This window comes from Pseudomonas putida (assembly GCF_004357765.1).
Taxonomy (GTDB): domain Bacteria; phylum Pseudomonadota; class Gammaproteobacteria; order Pseudomonadales; family Pseudomonadaceae; genus Aquipseudomonas; species Aquipseudomonas putida_U.
In genome coordinates this window covers 256638-277255 of sequence record NZ_SMTE01000001.1, presented here as the reverse complement: position 1 = coordinate 277255, position 20618 = coordinate 256638, and the positions used below count along the sequence as shown (strand labels likewise).

The window sequence follows — 20618 nt, the reverse complement described above, 5'->3', positions numbered from 1 at the left end:
GCCAACAGGTGCGCCGTGGCCCGGCTCGCCCGCGAGGTGCAACATGAGTTTCCAGATCGCGCTGAATTTCGAAGACGGGGTTACCCGCTTCATCGAGGCCACGGGCTTCGAAACCGTAGCCGATGCCGCCTATCGCCAAGGCATCAACATTCCCCTGGACTGCCGTGACGGCGCTTGCGGTACCTGCAAGTGCAAGGCCGAATCCGGCCGTTATGAGCTGGGCGACAATTTCATCGACGATGCCTTGAGCGAAGACGAGATCGCCGAAGGCTACGTGCTGACCTGCCAGATGCGCGCCGAAAGCGACTGCGTGGTGCGCATTCCGGCATCGTCGCAAGTGTGCAAGACCGAGCAGGCCAGCTTCGAAGCGGCCATCAGCGAGGTACGCCAGCTTTCCGACAGCACCATCGCCTTGTCGATCAAGGGCGATGCCCTGAACAAACTGGCGTTTCTGCCGGGGCAGTACGTCAATCTGCAAGTGCCGGGCAGCGACCAGAGCCGTGCTTATTCCTTCAGCACGCTGCAGAAAGGCGGCGAGGTCAGCTTTCTGATCCGCAATGTGCCGGGCGGGCTGATGAGCCGCTTCCTGACCACCCAGGCCAAGGCCGGCGACCGCGTGAGCCTGACCGGGCCTTTGGGCAGCTTCTACCTGCGACCGATCCAGCGACCCTTGCTGCTGCTGGCTGGTGGCACGGGGCTGGCGCCATTCACGGCGATGCTGGAAAGGATCGCCGAGCAGGGCAGTGCGCATCCGTTGCACCTGATCTACGGGGTCACCAATGACTTCGATCTGGTCGAAATGGACCGCCTCGAAGCCCTGGCCGCACGCATTCCCAATTTCACTTTCAACGCCTGCGTGGCCAATCCCGACAGCCAATACCCGCAAAAGGGTTACGTGACCCAGCACATCGCTCCGGGCCACCTGAATGATGGCGATGTCGACGTGTACCTGTGCGGCCCGCCACCGATGGTCGAGGCGGTCAGCCAGTACATCCGCGAGCAAGGCCTGACCCCGGCGAACTTCTATTACGAGAAATTCGCGGCAGCTGCCTGAGTTTGCTTGGGGCTGCCGGCATCGTGCGGGTAACGGCAGCCTCTTTTTCGGACCGAGGAGAGATCAACATGAACAACCGATTCCAAGGCAAGATCGCGCTGGTCACCGGTGCCGCCCAAGGCATCGGCCGTGGCGTGTGCTGGAGGCTCAAAGCCGAAGGCGCGAAAGTCGTGGCGGTGGACCGCTCCGAACTGGTTCACGAACTGGCCGGGGAGGGCATGCTGACCCTGATCGCCGATCTCGAGCAGCATGCCGATTGCGTCCAGGTCATGGCCAGCGCGGTGCAAGCCTTCGGCCGCCTCGACATTCTGGTCAACAACGTCGGCGGCACCATCTGGGCCAAACCGTTCGAGCACTACGAAGTCGAGCAGATCGAGGCCGAGGTGCGCCGCTCGCTGTTCCCCACCCTCTGGTGCTGTCACGCCGCGTTGCCGTACATGCTCGAGCAGGGCGCCGGCGCCATCGTCAACGTTTCCTCCATCGCTACCCGAGGCGTCAATCGTGTGCCCTACGGCGCGGCCAAGGGCGGGGTCAACGCACTGACCGCGTGCCTGGCCTTCGAAACGGCCGGGCGCGGTATCCGCGTCAATGCCACCGCCCCGGGCGGCACCGAGGCGCCGCCACGGCGCGTGCCGCGCAACACGGACCAGCAGAGCGAGCAAGAAAAGATCTGGTACCAGCAGATCGTCGAGCAGACCCTCGACAGCAGCCTGATGCACCGCTACGGCAGCATCGACGAACAGGTCGGCGCGATTCTGTTCCTGGCCTCTGACGAGGCCTCCTACATCACCGGCGTAACCCTGCCGGTAGGTGGTGGTGATCTCGGCTGAGCACTGCCCCCGGCAAGGTTTTTTTAATGCCTGCTGTAAGGTAGTTGGCGCTCGATCCCGGGGACACTAAAAAGCTCAAATCAAAGCCATGTCCACACCTGGAAACTATTCTGAGACGGCTTGTCGTGGTCCGTGACACAATTTTTGCCACATAGCTGCATTTGCACCACAGGAGTTCGAGCGGTAGTTTCCCTGAACAGCCCATTCAGGAAACCTACCCTTGGACTCCATCACCCAGGCCGTGCTCGGTGCGGCCCTCCAGGGCACCGTGCTCGGTCGCATCCAGGGCCGCCGTGCGCTTGCCTATGGCGCAGCCCTCGGCAGCGTGCCTGACCTCGACGTGCTCATCCGCTACGCTGACCCGGTATCGCAGATGACTTATCACCGAGGTTTCTCCCATTCCATTTTCGTTCTCAGTGGCGTGGCGCTGTTGCTCGCCTTGCTGGTCGACTGGCTGGGTCGCACACGATGGCCCGACAAGGGCTATCGCTTTACCCGATTGTTCGTCGCCTTCTGGCTGGTGCTGGTCACCCACCCACTGCTGGATTCGTTCACCGTCTACGGCACCCAGTTATTCTGGCCTCTGCAGGTCACGCCGCTGAGTTGGGCGGCGGTGTTCATCATCGACCCGGTATACACCGTGCCGCTGCTGGTGGCGGTGATCTACGCGCTGCTCAGGGGTATGTCCGGTAAGGCCTTGCGTGGGTTGAGCCTTGCCTTGCTGTTCAGCACCGCCTACCTGGGTTTCGGCCTGGCCGGGCGCATGCTGGCCGAGCATCGCTTGCAAGCGGCGCTCGATCAGCAGGGCATTGCCGTCACCGAGGTGCGTGCCGTGCCGATCGCTTTCAACAGCCTGATCTGGCGAGTACTGGCCAAGACGCCGCAGGGCGATTACTACGAAGCCATCAGCAGTCTGTTCGATCGTAAGCCTCCGGAGATGCTCCGCCTTTCGCGTCACCTCGATGCGGCACGTCCACTTGCCGGCTCGGCGTTGCACGAGCGCCTGCGTTGGTTCACCGATGACTGGCTGCGCTACGACGAAGTCGGCGATGCGTTGGTCGTGACCGACCTGCGCATGGGCGTGCCCGGTAACTACATCTTCCGCTTCGACATGGCCCGGCGCGATAGGCAGGGGCAGTGGCAGGCCCGAACGCCCACGGTCTGGGTCCAGGACGATGGCGTGTTGCGGATGGACGATGTGTTGTTGGTCTGGCGGCGCATCTTCGATCAGCAAACGCCGTTGCCGCTGTCGACCTGGGCCGCGCGGCAGGATCAGGCGGCGCTGGCCAGCGGACATCCGCAGCGGAGTCGATGAAACATGCGTTCGGTGGGCCTGGACCTGGTCAAGTGGACAGCGATCGTGACGATGGTTGCCGACCACCTACGTTATCTGTGGCCTGGCGCCGATGGCCTGTTCGTCGTCGGCCGTCTGGCGTTCCCGCTGTTCTGTCTGGCGATCGCGGTGAACCTGGGACGCAGTCAGACCGATGCATCCGGCAGTGGGACCAACCTGCGCTATCTGGGCTGGATGCTGGTTTTCGCCCTGGTGTCGGAAATTCCCTACCGTTGGCTCGACGGTGGCACGCAGACTTTCAGTGTGATGCCGACCCTGCTTCTGGGGTTATTGGTGGCCCAGGGCGTACACCATCGGCACTGGCCTGTGCGTTGCCTGGGCGTGGCCAGCGCCATGCTGGCGGCGTGGTTCAGTCCTCAGTTGATGTACGGTTTGCCCGGTGTGTTGCTGCCGGCTGCGTGGCTGCTGGCGCGACGGCAGGGAGGAGTTGCCTGGGGTCTCCCTTGCCTATTGGCCGTTGCCGGCAACCTGACCAACAGCTGGCTGAGCCAGCATCTGCTGGCCCCGATCACTGTCTTCGCGCTGGGCTCGGCCGCGCTGGCGGTGCCTGTGGGGTGCCTGCTGCTGCAGGCCAGGACAGCGTGGGTGCCCAAAGTCGGTCGATGGGGCTACTTTTTCTATCCTGGGCATCTGGCGGTGATCAAGCTGCTGACTTGAGCGCTGCGCCAGGTAAGTCGAGTCACTTACCAACCAGGCCCTGACACACCTGTGTCATCCGTGCATCAGATGTGCCTTGATTGATGCAAGCTGCGGCATTCTACGAGCGGCTGCATTACGCCGCCCAAGCGCTCTAACACGGGCATCCAAGCGCTTCTTCCAAGCGGTGGCACAGCCATTGCTCTCCCTCTCGGCGACGCCTCACATCGTCGCCATAACAAGAAACGGAGAGCCCCCATGAAACGATCAGGTCCGCACCGCCGGCCCCTGTCCACCGCCGTGAGCTGCCTGGCTCTGGCGCTTGCCTGCATCACGCCTGCCTTCGCCGCCGAGGTCGATGGCCAGCGCATCATCAATGCCGACAAGGAGCCCGGTAACTGGATGAGCCACGGCCGTACATACGACGAGCAACGCTACAGCCCGCTCAAGGCCATCAACCAGGACAACGTGAACCAACTGGGCCTGGCCTGGAGCTACAAGCTTGACCTCGACCGGGGCGTCGAAGCTACGCCCATCGTCGTCGATGGCGTGATGTACACCACCGGTCCGTTCTCGGTGGTGTACGCCCTGGATGCGCGCAACGGCCAGCTGCTGTGGAAGTACGATCCGCAATCCGACCGTCATCGCGCTGGCGAGGCCTGTTGCGATGCCGTGAACCGAGGTGTGGCGGTGTGGCAGGGGAAAGTCTATGTGGGTGTGCTCGATGGCCGACTGGAGGCCATCGATGCCAAGACCGGCAAACGGGTCTGGTCGGTGGACACCCGTGCCGATCACCAGCGCAGTTACACCATCACCGGTGCGCCGCGGGTGGTCAACGGCAAGGTCGTCATCGGCAACGGCGGCGCCGAGTTCGGCGTGCGTGGCTACGTGACCGCCTATGACGCCGAGACCGGCAAGCAGGCCTGGCGGTTCTTCACCGTACCGGGCGATCCCAAGCTGCCCCCCGAGGACAAGGCCATGGAGATCGCCAGCAAGACCTGGCACGGCGATGCCTATGTCGAATGGGGCGGTGGTGGCACGGCCTGGGACTCGTTCGCCTACGATCCGGAACTGAACCTGCTGTACATCGGCGTCGGCAATGGTTCGATGTGGGACCCTAAATGGCGCAGTCAGGCCAAGGGCGACAACCTGTTCCTGTCGTCAATCGTGGCAGTCAATGCCGACACCGGTGAATACGCCTGGCACTATCAGACCACCCCGGGAGACGCCTGGGACTTCACCGCCACGCAGCACATGATCCTCGCCGAGCTGCCGATCGACGGCAAGCAGCGCAAGGTGCTGATGCAGGCGCCGAAGAACGGCTTCTTCTATGTGCTCGACCGTGCCACCGGGGAGTTGTTGTCGGCAAAGAACATCGTGCCGGTCAACTGGGCCAAGGGTATCGACATGAAGACGGGCCGGCCTATCCTCGACGACGAGGCGGCGGCCTACTGGAAGGACGGCAAGCGCAAGCTGGTGACCCCGGCGTTCTGGGGCGCCCATGACTGGCACCCGATGTCCTACAACCCCAACACCGGGTTGGTGTACATCCCGGCGCACATCATGTCTGCGTATTACGAGCACATCCCCGAGGCGCCCAAGCGCAATCCGTTCAAGAGCGTGTACCAACTCGGCCTGCGCACCGGGATGATGCCAGAGGGCGCCGACGGGCTGCTGGAAATGGCCAAGACCTGGTCGGGCAAGCTGATCGCCTGGGATCCGGTCAAGCAGGCACCGGCCTGGGAGGTGCCGTACATCACCATTTTCAACGGTGGCACCCTCAGCACCGCTGGCAACCTGGTGTTCGAAGGCAGCGCCGATGGGCGGGTCATCGCCTATGCGGCCGACAGCGGCAAGAAACTCTGGGAATCGCCCGCCGCCAGTGGGGTGATGGCTGCGCCCATCACCTATTCGGTCGACGGCGAGCAATACGTGACCTTCATGGCTGGCTGGGGTGGGGCATTCTCGACCTTTGCCGGAGCGCTGTCGCTGCGGGCCGGGGTACAACCGTTCTCGCAGGTGCTGACCTACAAGATCGGTGGTACCGCCCAACTGCGCGAACCGGCGCCGCCTGCCGATGCACCCGAGCCGCCAGCGCTGACGGCTGATGCCGAGACGGTAGCCGCCGGTGCCGCGCTGTATGACGGCAACTGCTCGCAATGCCATGGCATCCATGCAGTCAGCGGTGGCGTATTGCCTGACCTGCGCAAGCTCAGCGCGGAGAAACACCAGATGTTCCTCGGCATTCTCTATGGTGGCCGTGTGCCCGACGGCATGCCTTCGTTCGCCGACAACCTCAAGCCCGAGCAGGTGGAACAAGTGCATCAATACCTCATCAAGCGTGCCCACGACCTCAAGCGCGAAGGCAACGCCTGGCAGCAGTTCAGCGCCAAGCCAACAGCCCAGGCGCCGTTGGCCGACAACCATGCACAGGAGTGAAACGACGATGACTGACGTGACCTACCAGAACTTCATCGACAACGGCTTCGTCAGCAGCGAAAGCCTGCTCGAGGTGTACAACCCAGCCAATGGTGATTTGTTGGGTCGAGTGCCGGAGTCGCCGGCTGAGCAGGTCGAGCGCGCCATTGCCGCCGCACGCCGGGCGCAGAAAGGCTGGGCCGGTAGAACGGCCATAGAGCGGGCAAGCTATCTACGCCAGATCGCCACCAAGATCAGAGCCAATGCCCAGCGCCTGGCGCGGATCATTACCCAGGAAGGCGGCAAGGTGCCGGCGCTGGCAGAGGTCGAAGTCAACTTCACTGCCGACTACCTGGATTACATGGCCGAATGGGCGCGTCGGCTGGAAGGCGAGGTGCTGACCAGCGACCGTGTCGGCGAACACATCTTCCTCATGCGCAAGCCACTGGGGGTGGTGGCGGGTATCCTGCCGTGGAACTTCCCGTTCTTCCTGATCGCCCGCAAGATGGCGCCGGCGCTTGTCACCGGCAATACCATCGTCATCAAGCCCAGCGAGGAGACCCCGCTCAATTGTTATGAGTTCGCCAAACTGGTGGCAGAAACCGATTTGCCGGCCGGAGTCTTCAACGTGGTCGGTGGCCAGGGTGCAAGCGTAGGGCATGGACTTTCCAGCCACGCCGGAGTCGATCTGGTGAGCTTCACCGGCAGCGTTGCGACCGGTGCGCGGATCATGGCCGCGGCGGCGCCGAACATCACCAAGCTCAACCTCGAACTTGGCGGCAAGGCACCGGCCATCGTGCTGGGCGATGCCGACCTGGACCTGGCGGTGAAGGCCATCGTCGCTTCTCGGGTGATCAATACCGGACAGGTGTGCAACTGCGCCGAGCGGGTGTATGTGCAACGCAATATCGCTGATGCTTTCGTCGACAAGGTGGCTCAGGCGATGGCTGCGACCCGCTATGGCGACCCATCACAGCAGGCGGACCTGGACATGGGGCCGCTGATCAACCAGGCCGGGCTCGACAAGGTCGCGCAGATGGTACGGACCGCGGTAGGGCAGGGTGCTCAAGTGGTCACCGGTGGCCAGGTGGCCAACCTCGGTGCGGGTTTCCACTACCAGCCGACGGTGCTGGCCGGTTGCTCCGCCGAAATGGAGATCATGCGCAAGGAAATCTTCGGACCGGTGCTACCGATCCAGGTGGTGGAGGATCTCGATGAGGCCATCGCCTTGGCCAACGACAGCGAATATGGCCTGACCTCGTCGCTCTACACCCGCGATCTGAATGCAGCGCTCAAAGCATGCCGCGAAATCGACTTTGGCGAGACCTACATCAACCGGGAGAACTTCGAGGCCATGCAGGGCTTCCACGCCGGGGCGCGCAAGTCGGGGATCGGCGGGGCCGATGGCAAGCATGGTTTGTATGAATATACGCGGACGCAGGTGGTGTATATGCAGGGGTGAGCAGGCCCGTCTGGAGAGCACCTCTGCTTGTGAGATCGAGCGCCGCCCGCGCGGCGCTCGATCTATGCGCTACTGCAAATCCATCGACGAACACTCCAAGCGCCTGCCAGCCTCGGCGTAATCACCCCACCAGATTCGGCTGCACGATCCCATACCGCTTCATCTTCCGATACAACGTCGAGCGCGATATCCCGGCGGCCTGGGCCGCCGCGCTCATGTTCCACCTTTCCCGTTTCAACACCTCAAGCAGATGCCGCGCCTCGGTATCCTCGACCTGCGCATCCAGCGCCGAGTGCGTTGTAGGGCCAGCCTGGTCAAGCAATTCTTCCGGCAGATCGGCCAGTTCGATCACTCCACCCTCGGCCAATGCCACCGCATAGCGCAGCGTGTTGAGCAACTGCCGCACATTACCCGGCCATGGATGGCCCAGCAGGCAGTGACGGGCCTCGCCGCTCAGGCGCAAGCCTTCGCCACCGGGCAATCCAGCCAGCAGCCGCTCGATCAATTCGGATCGGTCGCTACGTTCGCGCAGTGCCGGCAGCACCATGCGCATGCCACACAGGCGATAATACAGATCCTGGCGAAAACGCTTGTCGGCGATCATCGTCTGCAAGTCCTGGTGGGTGGCGGAGACCACCTGGATGTCCAGCGCCACGGGCGTATCAGCCCCCAGCGGCAACAACTCGCGCTCGGCGAGCACACGTAACAGGCGGGTTTGCAGATGGGCCGGCATGTCGCCGATTTCGTCGAGGAACAGCGTGCCGCCATTGGCCAGCTCCAGCTTGCCTTTCATGCCCTTGCGGTTGGCACCGGTGAAACTGCCGGCGCGGTAGCCGAACAACTCGCTCTCGATCAGCGTCTCGGGAATCGCCGCGCAGTTGAGCGCCACGAATGGCCCTGCCTGGCGCCGGCTGGCCTGATGCAGGGCGCGGGCAAACGCCTCTTTGCCGGTGCCGGTCTCGCCGCACAGGAGGATGGCGATGTCCTGGTCCAACACTTTGCGCAGCCGCCGGACGCCTTGCTGCAGTTGAGGGTCGCTACCGGCCAAGTGGTCCAGGCCCGGGTGACGGACCCCGGGAGCGACGCTGGGGCGTACCGGGGCTTGGCGGTAGCCGGCAGGCACGCGCAGGCCAACGTCCAGCACTTGCTCGCCCTGGTTGCGCAGATGAGCACCGCGTGCGCCACCGCGGGTGAGCTCGAGCAAGGCATCGACGCTGGCCGGCAGCAGTTGGTCGATGCGTCGTCCCAACAAGGCATGGGCGTATGCAGCGAACGCCGCCTGGTTGGCGCCGATCACCCGGCCACTCGGGTCAAGGGCGAGCAGTTGCTCGTTGGCCAGGTCGGCGTGGTCGTCGCGGGGGGTGACCGCCAGGGTCAGGCAGTCGCGGTAACGCTGGCGGAAGTGAGTGTTCTCGATCAGGCGCGCATACAACGTCACCAACTGCAGCGTCAGTTGCTGGGCTTGCTTGGGGCCTTCGTTATGCAGGCACGTAGCATTGAGACAACCCAGCAGTTGGCCTTGCGCATCGAACAGCGGTGCGACCGAACAACTGAGGCGGGCATTGGCGGATAGGAAATGCTCCTGGCGGTGAATGGTCAACGCTTGGCGCGAAGCGAGGGCGGTGCCGATGCCGTTGGTGCCGGCGATGGACTCGTCCCAGCAGGCGCCGACGCGCAATCCGGAGCGGGTGTAGCGTTGTCTGTCGGCTGGCAGGCGTGCGTCCAGGGTGATGCCATCGGCATCGCTGAGCAACACGGCGAAGCCGGCATCGACCACACGCCGGGCCAAGCCGTTGACGCCTTGACTGGCAATCGTCAGGTAAGCCTCGTGCTGGGCCTGGTGCTGGCGTACCTCGGCGGCACTTAGGATGTTGTCGACGTGGCGCAAGTCCGGGTCCAGACGATGCTGGTTGATGCTGCGATACCACGATTCGGCGATTACCGCCTCGGGCTGCAGCCCGCGGTCGGCGAAGTGGCAGTCGATGAACGCCGCCAGCTCGCTGGGGCGTGGGAGTGCTGGATACGCAGGCATGAGCGGTCCATGGCTTGTTATTGTATGCGGTGTGGCAACCATAGCTGGTTTTCGTCCGCTTGGCCCTGCAACGGGTCAGATCAGTGTCCGGGCCTCTGTCAGGCTCAGTGGCCGCTTCATGCGCTGCGACAGCTGGGCCATGGCATCGGAGTAGCCTTTGGCGATCACTGCCTCGACCTGATCGCCCACGCACTGCAGGGCAATGAAATCCCCCTGTTCCGGCTGGCCGACGAATTCGATGTGGTCCCAGTCGCGAGCATGGCCCAGCACTTCATAAGTCCGGCCGTGCTGATAGGTCCAGAAGAACGGCACATCGTCGTACTGGCGCTGTTCGCCGAGCATGTTGGCGGCAGCGATCACCGCGTGTTGTTGGGCCAGGCGCCAGTGTTCGATGCGCACAGGGCGGCCAGCCAGGGGAAAGGTCGCGATGTCACCTGCGGCCCACAGGCCGTCGGCGGCGCGCAACTGCGCATCGACGTTTACCGAACGGTCCTCTGCCAGGTCCAGGCCATGCAGGAAGGCGGTGGCCGGACTGACGCCGGTGCCAAGCAGCACCAAAGGTGTTGGCAAGCGCTCGCCATTGGCCAGTAGCACCGCCTCGACCTGATGCTCGCCCTCCAAGCGCAGCACTTGCATGGGACCATGGAAGATCACGCCCTTGCCTTCGTGCAGTTGGCGGATGCTGCGGCCGATGCGTTCACCCAGTTGCTTGGCCAGGGGGACTTCGTGGCGGCTCACCACGTGCACCTTCAAGCCGTATTTGTGCAATGCCGCAGCGGCCTCCAGGCCGATGAAACCGTCGCCGACGATCACCACCGGTTGGCCGGGCTCGGCGGCATCGAGCAGGCGCGCGGCGTCCTCACGCGATCGTAAGGTCAGCACCCCGTCCAGGTCGGCGCCGGGAATGTCCGGGCGGCGCGGCTTGCCGCCGGTGGCGAGCAGCGCGGCGTCGTAGTCGATGCGCTGGCCGTCGGCGAGGGTGATGCTGCGCTTTTTCGCATCCAGACCGCGCACTTTGGCCTGGCGTCGCTCAAGACGGCCCTGACGCAAGTCATCCGCCTCCAGCAGTGCGGGCACTTCATCGGGCGGCATTTCCCCGGCGATGACGAATTTGCTAAGCGAGGTGCGGTCGTAAGCGGGCTGACGCTCCTGATCCAGCCACAGCAGGTGGCCGTTGAATCCATGACCCAGCAGGGTGGCCACCGCCGCCGAACCCGCCGCGCCGGCACCGACCACGACGAAACGACGGGCATCGCTGTGGCGCGGCGCTGTGGGTTTGGGCAGGGGCTGGTCGTCGACCCAGACTTGGCCGTTTTCGACCCAGGCCCGGTAGCGCCGCAGATCGGCGAGGGCAGGGGGTTCGCAGACGGTGCCTGCGTCGGTGGCGAAAGCCGCCTTGTGCCATGGACAGACCAACAGCCCCTTGCAGATCACGCCTTCCTCAAGCGGCGCGCCGGCGTGCGGACAGTTGGCTTGATACGCGTGCACCAGGTCGCCCTGGCGGACGAGGACAACTTCTTCGTTGCCGGCCTGCACGCGCAGAGGGCGTTTGCTATCGAGTTGCTCGAGGGTAGCCACGGCATGGCGGGTCATGGGCTTCTCCAAAGGGGCCTTTGGAACTATTTGACGCCTGGGCGTTGAAGAGGGTGCGTCGATCTGACGATCGGAAGGGAATTTGCGGGCAAGCCCGCTCCTACAGGGGCAGCAGTGATCCTGTAGGAGCGAGGGGGTCAATTGGCCGGGGCGGCTTTCAGGGCACCGGCGCGCGACACGCGCAGCGCCACCAGGCTCCCGACCATGATGAGGCCGGCCAGGGAGTACAGCGCGGCGTCGGTCGAGCCGGTCTGGTCCTTGATGAAGCCGACCAGATAGGGGCTGAGGAAGCCGGCCATCTGTCCCACCGAGTTGATGATCGCCAGACCGGCAACGGCAGCGCCGGCGCTGAGCAGGGCGGTCGGCATCGGCCAGAACATCGGCAGCCCGGTCAGTGCGCCCATGGTGGCGATAGACAGGCCGAGGATGGCCACCTCAGGGGTGCCGGCGAAGTTGACGGCGATCAGCAGGCCAACGGCGCCCATCAGCATCGGTACCACCAAATGCCAACGGCGTTCGTTGCGTAGGTCGGCAGAGCGGCCACAGAGGATCATGAACACACCGGCCAACAGGTACGGAATGGCGCTCAGCCAGCCGATCAGCAGCGGGTTGTCGAAGCCCATGTTCTTGATGATCGACGGCAGCCAGAAGTTGATGGCGTACACGCCACTCTGGATGCAGAAGTAGATGAAGCCGAAGGTCCAGACCAACGGGTTGGTCAGCACGGCGAGGATACCGTCGCCCATGGTGTTGGGCTTGCTGGCGGCATCGGCGTTGAGGTCCGCTTCGATCAGTTGGCGCTCGGCCGGGCTCAGCCACGCGGCCTTCTGGTAGCCGTCGCTGAGCAGGCCGATGGCCAGGACGCCCAGCGCCACGGTTGGCAGGCCCTGGATCAGGAACATCCATTGCCAGCCGGCCAGGCCGTGCTGGCCCGCCGCGAAGTGTTCGAGGATCCAGCCGGAGAACGGCCCGCCAAGCAGGCCCGAAACCGGGATCGCCGACATGAACAAGGCCATGATGCGGCCACGACGGTCTGCCGGGAACCAGCGCGAGAGGTACAGCACCACGCCCGGGAAGAAACCGGCTTCGGCGGCGCCGGTGAGCAGGCGCAGGGTGTAGAACTCGCTGGGGGTGGTGACGAACAGCAGGCAGGTCGACAGCGCGCCCCAGGCGATCATCATCGCCGCGATCCAGCGCCGCGGCCCGAAGCGGTTGAGCGCAAGGTTGCTGGGCAGGCCGCAAAGCACGTAGCCGATGAAGAAGATACCGGCACCGAGGCCGTACACGGTTTCGCTGAACTGCAGTGCATCGAGCATCTGCAGCTTGGCGAAGCCCACGTTGACGCGGTCCAAGTAATTGAACAGGTAGCAGATGAAGATGAACGGAATCAGCCGCAGAGTGATGCGCCGATACAGCGCGTTGCGGGTGATGTCATTGCCTTGGTCAGGGGCAGGGCTGTGTGCCATGATCGAATTCTCTGTTGTTATGATTCTCGCCGCGTCGCCTGTACCGGCGCTCGCCCTGACGAGTCTCGGGGAGTGGGACGCGCCTGTCTTTGTGCTTTTGCACAGTCCGGAGGTTACGATGCTGTGCTACCTCACAATGCCCAACTACTGAAGGATTCGTTGAATGTTCGAACTGGACCATGACCTGGCGCAGGATATCGTGGATCGGGCCATGGCCATCCTGCCCTGCAACGTCAACGTCATGGACAGCCAAGGCCTGATCCTGGGCAGTGGTGAGCCCGAGCGTATCAATACCCGGCACGAGGGCGCGCAACTGGTGTTGGCCAATGGACGCATCGTCGAGCTGGATGTCGATGCAGCCAAGTGCCTGAAGGGTGTGCAGCCCGGCGTCAACCTGCCATTGATGCTCGATGGCCGCCTGATCGGGGTACTGGGGCTGACGGGCGATCCGCTGCAACTGCGAACCTATGGCGAACTGGTGCGCATGACTGCCGAGATGCTCCTGGCCCAGCGCCACCTGCAGGTCGAGCAACAGTGGCGGCGTCAGCGCTGCGACGACCTGCTGGCGTTGTTGCTCGGCGCTAGCGGCGACTCACCAAGACTGCTCGACGAGGCGCAACAGCTAGGCCTCAGACCACAACTGCCCAGGGTGCCGTGCCTGTTCGAACTGCGCGCGGGGCCGCCTGCCGAAACGCTGTCGGCCTGGCTGTCGAGCCGCTACCCGGAAAGCTGGTGTGTCAGTCCATCGCGCGAATCCTTGCTGTGGTGCCGCCCCGCCAGCGTGGGGCTGGATGAGGTTCGCCTGCTCGAGCGTTTGCAACGCCATGGCTGGGAGGTCGAGCGCCTGGCGCTGGGTAGCGTCGCGCAGAGCCTTGAACAGTTGCGCCGAGGCTACCGGAGGGTACGCGACCTGCTGGCCTACGGGCGCGAAGTGCTACCCGGTGAGCGCCTGTTGAGCTTGTCCCGTTATCGCTTGCCGGCGTTGCTCTGGCGCCATCGCAACGACGATGCGCTGGATGAGCTGCTGGAGCCGTTGCTGCGTATCCGTGCCAAGGATGGCAGCGGCCAGTTGCTGCCGACCCTGCGCGCCTGGTGCGCGCACGATGGTCAGAGCCAAGCCTGCGCCGATGCGCTGGGGATCCACCGCAACAGCCTGCGTTATCGACTGGAGCGCGTAGCCGAACTGGGTGAGGTCGACCCACTGCGGCTGGAGGGGATGCTCAGCCTCTACCTTGGCTTGCAGCTCTTGCCAGCGGACTGAGTGCACGTCGAGCCAGTCGGAAAATGCATTTGCCCAAACAAGCGCCACGGGCTTTTGTGCATTCGACCGAGGCCAGTGCGCAGCGCAACTGTCAGCATGCCCTCAACTGGACAGGAGAATCCCCATGAAAATCGTCATCGCCCCCGACTCGTTCAAGGACAGCCTGGACGCCGCCGGCGTGGCCCATGCCATCGCGGGCGGCCTGGCCGAAGCCTGGCCAGGCGCCGAGCTGGTCGAGTGCCCGATGGCCGATGGTGGAGAGGGCACCCTGGAGGCGATCGTCGCCGCCAGCCAGGGCGAGTTGCGTCGCCAGGTGGTGCGTGGCCCGCTGGGGCAGGGTGTCGAGGCCGCTTGGGGCTGGCTGGCCGACAGCCGTACCGCAGTCATCGAGATGGCCCAGGCCAGCGGCATTCAGTTGCTGCCCCGCGATCAGCGCGATGCCTGCCGCAGCAGCACCTGGGGCACTGGCGAGCTGATTGCAGCCGCCTTGGCCGCTGGCGCCCAGCGTATTGTCCTGGCGATCGGCGGCAGCGCCACCAATGACGGTGGTAGCGGTATGCTGCGTGCCCTAGGCCTGCGCCTTTTCGACGCCCAGGACCAGCCTCTGGCCGAGGGTGGCCTTGCCCTGGCCGGGCTGGCCCGCCTCGACGCCAGCGGTGTTGACCCGCGCTTGGCCGAGGTATGCGTCGAAGTGGCCGCCGATGTCGATAACCCCCTGTGTGGCGCCAATGGCGCATCGGCGATCTTTGGGCCGCAAAAAGGCGCCAGTGCCGAACAGGTGAAGGCGTTGGACCAGGCGCTTGGGCACTTCGCCGACCACTGCGCACAATTGCTCGGGAAAGACCTGCGCGACGCTCCAGGCAGCGGCGCGGCCGGCGGCATGGGCTTTGCCGCCAAGGCGTTCATGGGGGCGCGGTTTCGCCCCGGCGTCGAGGTGGTCGCGGAACTGGCCGACCTCGACAGCCTGGTACAGGGCGCCGATCTGGTGATCACCGGGGAAGGGCGTTTCGATGCCCAGACTCTGCGCGGCAAGACCCCGATGGGCGTGGCCAAGGTCGCCAAGCGCCATGGTGTGCCGGTGGTGGTACTGGCGGGCACGCTGGGTGAGGGCTATCAACAGCTGTATGGCCATGGCATCGATGCCGCGTTCGCACTGACCAGCGGGCCGATGAGCCTGGAACAGGCCTGCGGCGAGGCTGCCACGCTGTTGCACGCTCGGGCCGGTGACATCGCCAGGCTGTGGCGGATTGCCCGGACAGCCTGATGACGGGCGTTCAAGGTGTTTGTCTGGCAGCCATTGGCGTCTGGATACGCGCCGTTTCATCTTCCAGGTAGTTGAGCAGGGCGGTGACCTCGGCGTCACCCAGGCGCATGTTGGGCATGGCCAGACCGTTGTATTGTTCGAGCAGCAGCATGGCCAGCGGGTCCTTCTCGGCGATCACCTGGTCCGGGGCCTTCAACCAGCGGACCAGCCACTGGATGTCACGTTGCCGTGTCACCCCCAACAGATCGGGGCCGATGCCGGGTTGGCTGCCGGACTCGGCGTTGCCCAGGGTATGGCAGGATGAGCAGCGGGTACGAAAGATCTGCTCGCCACTGCTGGGTGGGCGCACTTGCGGTGCACTGGCGTAATCATTGGCCGTGGCGCTGGCTTGGCGCCAATTGTGCAGGCTGTTGCCCAGGCGGTCGGCGAGGATGTACGGGCTTTCGAAGGGCGAGGCTTTCATCCAGCGCCCGGTGGCCTGGTTGCCGATGATCAGGCTCAGGTTGTGATCCTTGGAACGGCCGTTTTCCAAACCTTCTATGTAGAGGCCCAGACGCCGGCGCAGTTGCTCGATGTCGTCGGCTTCACCCGTGAGCAGGGTCCAGCCGGGGCCGATACCGAACTTTTCGGCGTAGCGCTTGAGGGTGGCGGGGGTATCGTTGTAGGGGTCGATGCTGATGGAATAGAGAAAAATGTCCTTGCCCACCCGATCGCCGAGAATTTTCTGCACCTGGCGCAGACGTGCAGTTTCCACCGGGCAGGAGTCGGAGCAGCCGGTGAAGATGAAGTTGATGGCCACCACCTTGTCCTTGATGAGGTCATCGAAGAAATGCACTTGCTTGCCATCCTGGGTGAGCAGCGGGGTATTGGGGAAGTAATCCGCACCCCAGGGCGTAGCTTCATCGTGCGGCGATGTGGCCAGCGCTTGAGGGACAGGCTTGAGTGGCCAGTAGTGAAGGCCGACGGCAAAGAGCAGGAGAGCGAGCAGCACACGCCATGACCAGGCCATGATGGCATCCTCTTCGAGATTGCAGGTGTTTGCTCGGCGGCGGGCCTGCGCCTACAGGTACCGAAGTACGCGTAGGCGCAGGCTTGCGCCGACGACGACTCACTTGACGCTGATCGGCGCTGTCACGCTGCCTCCCAGGGCGGATTTCACGGTGATCGTCGCTGGACTGGCCGGGCCGCTGCCGGTGGTGGTCACCGACAGCCGCCAGCGTGCGCCGCTGCCAGAGGCGCTGAGCGTGGCCTGGCCAAGGTTCAGCGGACCTGCGGTGGTCGCTGCGATGACAGTGATGCTGTTGCCCGTGGCTACCGAGGTGGTGCCGGATAGATCCCAGGTGTAGCGGTTGTTGCTGCGCAACTGCACCGTCGCGCTGCTGACCTGGATCTGGTCGGCCACCACTGCTGGCGAGACAGCGACGCTGACCGTAGCCGGGGTCGTCGATTCCGCACCCTTGGCGTCTCGCGCCGAGTAAGTGAAGCGAGCGGTGAACGGCGTCGGCACGGTTTCAGGGGGGGTATAGGTCACTTTCACGCCGTCGCTGCTCACCACGCCTTGCCCGGAGTCCGGCTGGGCCAGGCCCACCACGCTCAACGGCAGATTGCCTTCGGGATCGGTATCGTTGGCCAGCACATTGATCTCGATCGGCTTGCCAGCGGTGGTCGCAGCACTGTCATTGACCGCCACCGGAGGCTTGTTGCTGGTGTCCTCGCCATTGTTGCTGCTGGGGCTGCGGAAGGTCGGCAAGCCCACTGAGGCCACGTATCCCACACCATCCCAGCCCGGCAGCGGGGTCGGCATGACCTGGAACTGGCCAGGGTGTTCCAGGTCCCACCGCAGCAGCATCGAGGAGTCTTCGTGCTGGGTATTGTGGCAATGCTCCATGTAGGTTCCGGCGAACTCGCGGAAGCGAATGGCCATTTCCACCTCTTGCGATGAGTCGCTGTCCGGCCCGATGCGATAGACATCCTTGCGTGCCCATTTTTCCCATTCCGGGGGTGCCTTGCCGTCGCGGCTGAGGATCACGCCTTCCTCGAAATGCACGTGCACAGGATGGCTCCAGCCGTTACCGCCGTTCTTGATCTTCCACACTTCCAAGGTGCCGTCGCCGCTGAAGCCTCCGTCCGTGGCCTCGCTGGCCAGTTGCGGCGCGGCGGTGATGCGCCTTGGGTCCATGCTGTAGCCGAAGCCGCCGTCGGTCTTGATGGTCCAGGGCGTGGTATCGGTGCCATCGGAGCGACCGAAGAGGAACTCACGATGTCGCGCTGCCTTGAGCTTGTCCTTGTCGGCGACTGCGTTGCGGTCGATGGTCAGCGGGATCATTTTCAGGCCTTCAGCCTTGCCAGGCTTGGCCGGTTCATAGGCGGTCGGGTCCATGGCCTGGTCGACGCCGCTGTATGGCTGTACCAGCAGTTGCAGGAACTTGCCCACCACTGGGTCGCCTCTGTCCCATTCCGGACCTTTGCTGGTCTGCTTGATCTCAGCCTTGTACTTCTCCGACAACACATCGGCGAGCGAGATGACCTCGCCCGGGCCTTTGCCGGTGTCGTGTGCCTGAAGGTTGACGAAGTACAGCTTGTCGCCCGCCTTGATGCCGTTCTTGGCGAAGTTGATGATGATGTCGTAGCGTTCGGCGATGCCTTGCAGGGGAAGGATGCCGTTGTTGTCCTCCAGTTTGCCGTCGCCATTGAGGTCCATGGTGCCGTCGAAGGGCACGGCGTGTTCCATGATGTTGCCGTCGTTGGCGATCATATGGAACGGCACCCGTGCATAGGACAGGTTGGAGCCCGAAGGGCCCTTGAACTCGCCGCTGTTGCCGGCGACCTCACGCACCACGGCGAATTTGAAGTACCGCGACACCGAGCCGTTGAGGATACGGAAGCGGTAGCTGCGTGCCCGCACCTTGAGCTTGGGCTGGTACTGCCAGTTGACCAGGATCTGGTCGCCGAGGAAACCATCCGTGTTGAACGGGTTGAACCACAATTGGCCATTTTCGTCCCAGGCCTTGTCGGCGATCACCAGGTTGACGTCATAGTCGCGGTTACCCCAGGGCAAGCCGGTGCCGCTCGGGAAGCGCAGGTTGACGCCGTCCTGAACGGCCTCGTTGCCACGGTCGATGGCGCTGTAGTAGTTCATCATCACCGCGTTGCCCTTGTAGACGTTCTGCGCCGTGAAATCGAGCATGTGGTCGTGGAACCAGTGGGTGCTCATGGTTTCGTGCCAGTCGCCACGGATCTTGATGGTGCCGTTTTCGCAGGTTTTCAGGCCCGGTGAGGCGTCGTTCACGTAGAGCGTTTCACCCGGTGAGCAGGGGAACGCTGCTCGTGGATCCTGCGCCCGGGTATTGATCGTGTCGTAGCCTGCCAACTGCACCGGCCAGCGGTAGTCGTAGTATTGGCCGGGGAAGAAATAGGCATTGGCGAAGCCGTCGCTCTCGGCCGGCGAGTGGCCGTTGTGCTCGTGGGTGGAAATGGTGTGCAGGCCGAATCCCCCGTTGGCCGAAGGATCGATCGGCAGCGCGTTGTAGTGGCGCATCAAAATCGGCTGGCCATAGCGCACCATCAGCAGCTTCGGCGGGAAGGTGCCGTCGAAGGTCCACAGCGATTTGTGATTCTGCACCGGGAAATTCGGGTGGAACCGTGTGTCGATGTTCTTGGTGGTGCCGAGCGTGGTCGGAATGTCCGATGTCTGGTAGTACAGCCCGCCGGGGGCGAACTCGCCAACGGCATAATTGTGCAGTTGCTTGCGGTCGCGCAGGCCCAGGTTGATGCGTGCTCCGGCCTGTGCGGTCTTGAACGCTGCCTGCGGGTAGAATTCGTTCCAACGCTGGTGTGACCAACCTTTTCCTGGCGGCCGGCCCTCGGCTGGCGATCCGACCGAGTTGCGGTTCAGGAACAGTTCGATCTGCGCCTTCCACGGGTTGCGGTCCAGGGTATTGGCGTACTGGCTAGGGAAGGGAAACAGCCCCGGTTGCTTGAGGAAGGCTTCCAGGGCACTGCCGCTGGGGCTGCTGCGTGCGACCACGTTGGGGTCTTGAGTGGGGGCCGGACCGAGGGTCGGCACCGGGAATGAAAGCTCAGGCGGCGGCAGATTGGGGTCGAGTTTTTCCAGACCGAATTCTTCGAACAGCAGCAACTGCTGGGTGAATGGTTGGGCACCGAACAGCGGGCTGGGCTTGCCGTTGGTGGGGTAGTTGCGCGAGGTCTGTTGAGCGGGCTGCAGGACGTTGTCGACACGCACGGTATTACGGTCGCCATACTCGCCGTCTGGCAACTCCAGCGCACCTTCGTTGGCCTCAGGCATATTCAACAGGTCGAGCAGGGCCGGAGTGGGGTCGTCTGGTTGATCGTTGTAAGCGGACGGATCCGTAGGCGGTGGCTGGCTTACATCGTCTAGAGAGGAGGCACTGGCGGAGATCAGTCCGAAGCCGAGCAACAGCGCGGTGACGGCGCACAGTGGGAACGCATGGCGATTGGGGTGGAACAGGTCAGGGGTTTTCATTGCCTGATGCCTCGCTTGCAAAATGGCTCTTGGCCATCAATGGCGTTTTGCCTGGTTCTACAAGGGCTCAGCAACGGGTGTGCCAATTCGAGGCTCAGTAATGCTTTGTTAAACAAATGCTTGTCAGGCCTGAGCTGCGCTAAAGGACAGAGTGCCAATGAACGGGTGATTTCCCCGGGAGCGGGGCTTGGACGGACCCAACTGTGGTGATTGGGCCCCAGTGCAAATAAATCAAACTTTCGCCACGGATGAGCGCTCTTCCCTAGACATGTTCAAGGGAGATTTCCGTATGTCCAGGTCAGAGCAGCATCCCGATTCCAAGCAGGGCCCGCACTCTTCGGAGCATGCCGACGACCAGGCCGACCTGGGTTTCGACCCGGACTCGCCTGACCTCGAGGACCCGCAGGTCGATCCTCAAGGCCCCGCGAAGCCGCCTCGGGACCATGAGAAAGAGGGGTAAGGAAAGGGCCGCAGATGCGGCCCTTTTTTCAGCTCTCCAGCTGTTTCGCTGCATCGACCCCTGCAGCCGACAACTTGATCGGATAACTGACGCTGATCTGATGCTGGTCGTCCACACTGACGTGGGCGCCCTGGATCAGGCCATGCTCTTGCAGGGTCTTGAGCATGCCGGCCACGGCCTTCTCGCCGCGGTAGTTGTCCAGCACTTCCTTGCCCAACCCCTCAGGGTGAGCGTGCAACAGGCGGGTGAGGATTTCCGTGCGTAGGGCATCGTTGCTCATAGGT

General features: G+C 63.7%; 15 protein-coding genes. 9 read left to right on the top strand and 6 right to left on the bottom strand.

Annotated elements, in window-relative coordinates; all coding sequences use genetic code 11:
- Positions 1–43: 43 nt before the first annotated feature.
- The 6 genes from benC to aldA all read left to right on the top strand — a co-directional run bounded on the left by benC (position 44) and on the right by aldA (position 7754).
- Positions 44–1054, top strand: coding sequence for a benzoate 1,2-dioxygenase electron transfer component BenC (gene benC, locus E2H86_RS01315; protein ID WP_133324055.1), 1011 nt, complete (start codon positions 44–46; stop codon positions 1052–1054).
- 68 nt (positions 1055–1122) lie between these two features.
- A complete protein-coding gene (locus E2H86_RS01310) occupies positions 1123–1884 on the top strand; it encodes a 1,6-dihydroxycyclohexa-2,4-diene-1-carboxylate dehydrogenase (protein WP_133324054.1) in 762 nt (253 codons plus the stop codon).
- 220 nt (positions 1885–2104) lie between these two features.
- Positions 2105–3199 (top strand): metal-dependent hydrolase, encoded by a 1095-nt coding sequence (locus E2H86_RS01305; protein ID WP_133324053.1) that lies wholly within the window; start codon positions 2105–2107, stop codon positions 3197–3199.
- 3 nt (positions 3200–3202) lie between these two features.
- Positions 3203–3895 carry a TraX family protein gene (locus E2H86_RS01300; RefSeq protein ID WP_133324052.1) on the top strand — a complete coding sequence of 231 codons (693 nt, stop codon included), beginning with the start codon at positions 3203–3205 and terminating at the stop codon, positions 3893–3895.
- Between the two features lie 237 nt (positions 3896–4132).
- Complete coding sequence (locus E2H86_RS01295; RefSeq protein WP_133324051.1) at positions 4133–6313, top strand: PQQ-dependent dehydrogenase, methanol/ethanol family; 2181 nt, start codon at positions 4133–4135, stop codon at positions 6311–6313.
- 7 nt (positions 6314–6320) lie between these two features.
- Complete coding sequence (aldA, locus tag E2H86_RS01290; RefSeq protein ID WP_133324050.1) at positions 6321–7754, top strand: aldehyde dehydrogenase; 1434 nt, start codon at positions 6321–6323, stop codon at positions 7752–7754.
- Positions 7755–7875: 121 nt separating this feature from the next.
- Here the strand turns inward: aldA and E2H86_RS01285 are convergent, their stop codons facing one another.
- The 3 genes from E2H86_RS01285 to E2H86_RS01275 all read right to left on the bottom strand — a co-directional run bounded on the left by E2H86_RS01285 (position 7876) and on the right by E2H86_RS01275 (position 12845).
- Positions 7876–9786 (bottom strand): sigma-54-dependent Fis family transcriptional regulator, encoded by a 1911-nt coding sequence (locus tag E2H86_RS01285; protein WP_133324049.1) that lies wholly within the window; start codon positions 9784–9786, stop codon positions 7876–7878.
- A 75-nt stretch (positions 9787–9861) separates the two neighbouring features.
- On the bottom strand, positions 9862–11379 hold the full coding sequence (locus tag E2H86_RS01280) for an FAD-dependent oxidoreductase (RefSeq protein ID WP_133324048.1): 1518 nt from the start codon (positions 11377–11379) through the stop codon (positions 9862–9864).
- 137 nt (positions 11380–11516) lie between these two features.
- The gene (locus E2H86_RS01275; protein ID WP_133324047.1) at positions 11517–12845 is read right to left on the bottom strand and encodes an MFS transporter; all 1329 of its coding nucleotides are present in this window, start codon (positions 12843–12845) and stop codon (positions 11517–11519) included.
- 163 nt (positions 12846–13008) lie between these two features.
- Here E2H86_RS01275 and E2H86_RS01270 point away from each other — a divergent pair, with 163 nt between their 5' ends.
- Complete coding sequence (locus E2H86_RS01270) at positions 13009–14106, top strand: sugar diacid recognition domain-containing protein (protein ID WP_133324046.1); 1098 nt, start codon at positions 13009–13011, stop codon at positions 14104–14106.
- A 124-nt stretch (positions 14107–14230) separates the two neighbouring features.
- The gene (locus E2H86_RS01265; RefSeq protein WP_133324045.1) at positions 14231–15370 is read left to right on the top strand and encodes a glycerate kinase; all 1140 of its coding nucleotides are present in this window, start codon (positions 14231–14233) and stop codon (positions 15368–15370) included.
- A 10-nt stretch (positions 15371–15380) separates the two neighbouring features.
- On the opposite strand, the gene E2H86_RS01260 is transcribed toward E2H86_RS01265, so the two are convergent.
- Entirely contained in the window at positions 15381–16379 is a 999-nt protein-coding gene (locus E2H86_RS01260) for an SCO family protein (protein ID WP_133324044.1), read from the bottom strand.
- 99 nt (positions 16380–16478) lie between these two features.
- Positions 16479–19874, bottom strand: coding sequence for an Ig-like domain-containing protein (locus E2H86_RS01255; RefSeq protein ID WP_133324043.1), 3396 nt, complete (start codon positions 19872–19874; stop codon positions 16479–16481).
- 289 nt (positions 19875–20163) lie between these two features.
- On the opposite strand from E2H86_RS01255, the gene E2H86_RS25910 reads away from it, so the two are divergent.
- Positions 20164–20334, top strand: coding sequence for a DUF6021 family protein (locus tag E2H86_RS25910; RefSeq protein WP_165976023.1), 171 nt, complete (start codon positions 20164–20166; stop codon positions 20332–20334).
- Between the two features lie 28 nt (positions 20335–20362).
- On the opposite strand, the gene E2H86_RS01250 is transcribed toward E2H86_RS25910, so the two are convergent.
- Positions 20363–20614: a hypothetical protein gene (locus E2H86_RS01250; RefSeq protein ID WP_133324042.1), complete on the bottom strand. Its 252-nt coding sequence runs from the start codon at positions 20612–20614 to the stop codon at positions 20363–20365.
- Between the last annotated feature and the right edge of the window lie 4 nt (positions 20615–20618).

What these genes read in the sequence shown, in the direction of transcription:
- E2H86_RS01250 (WP_133324042.1), bottom strand. Translation starts at nt 20,614, where the DNA reads ATGAGCAACGATGCCCTACGCACGGAAATCCTCACCCGCCTGTTGCAC.
- E2H86_RS01265 (WP_133324045.1), top strand. Translation starts at nt 14,231, where the DNA reads ATGAAAATCGTCATCGCCCCCGACTCGTTCAAGGACAGCCTGGACGCC.
- E2H86_RS01270 (WP_133324046.1), top strand. Translation starts at nt 13,009, where the DNA reads ATGTTCGAACTGGACCATGACCTGGCGCAGGATATCGTGGATCGGGCC.
- E2H86_RS01295 (WP_133324051.1), top strand. Translation starts at nt 4,133, where the DNA reads ATGAAACGATCAGGTCCGCACCGCCGGCCCCTGTCCACCGCCGTGAGC.
- aldA (WP_133324050.1), top strand. Translation starts at nt 6,321, where the DNA reads ATGACTGACGTGACCTACCAGAACTTCATCGACAACGGCTTCGTCAGC.
- benC (WP_133324055.1), top strand. Translation starts at nt 44, where the DNA reads ATGAGTTTCCAGATCGCGCTGAATTTCGAAGACGGGGTTACCCGCTTC.
- E2H86_RS01310 (WP_133324054.1), top strand. Translation starts at nt 1,123, where the DNA reads ATGAACAACCGATTCCAAGGCAAGATCGCGCTGGTCACCGGTGCCGCC.
- E2H86_RS01255 (WP_133324043.1), bottom strand. Translation starts at nt 19,874, where the DNA reads ATGAAAACCCCTGACCTGTTCCACCCCAATCGCCATGCGTTCCCACTG.
- E2H86_RS01300 (WP_133324052.1), top strand. Translation starts at nt 3,203, where the DNA reads ATGCGTTCGGTGGGCCTGGACCTGGTCAAGTGGACAGCGATCGTGACG.
- E2H86_RS01280 (WP_133324048.1), bottom strand. Translation starts at nt 11,379, where the DNA reads ATGACCCGCCATGCCGTGGCTACCCTCGAGCAACTCGATAGCAAACGC.
- E2H86_RS01285 (WP_133324049.1), bottom strand. Translation starts at nt 9,786, where the DNA reads ATGCCTGCGTATCCAGCACTCCCACGCCCCAGCGAGCTGGCGGCGTTC.
- E2H86_RS25910 (WP_165976023.1), top strand. Translation starts at nt 20,164, where the DNA reads ATGTCCAGGTCAGAGCAGCATCCCGATTCCAAGCAGGGCCCGCACTCT.
- E2H86_RS01260 (WP_133324044.1), bottom strand. Translation starts at nt 16,379, where the DNA reads ATGGCCTGGTCATGGCGTGTGCTGCTCGCTCTCCTGCTCTTTGCCGTC.
- E2H86_RS01275 (WP_133324047.1), bottom strand. Translation starts at nt 12,845, where the DNA reads ATGGCACACAGCCCTGCCCCTGACCAAGGCAATGACATCACCCGCAAC.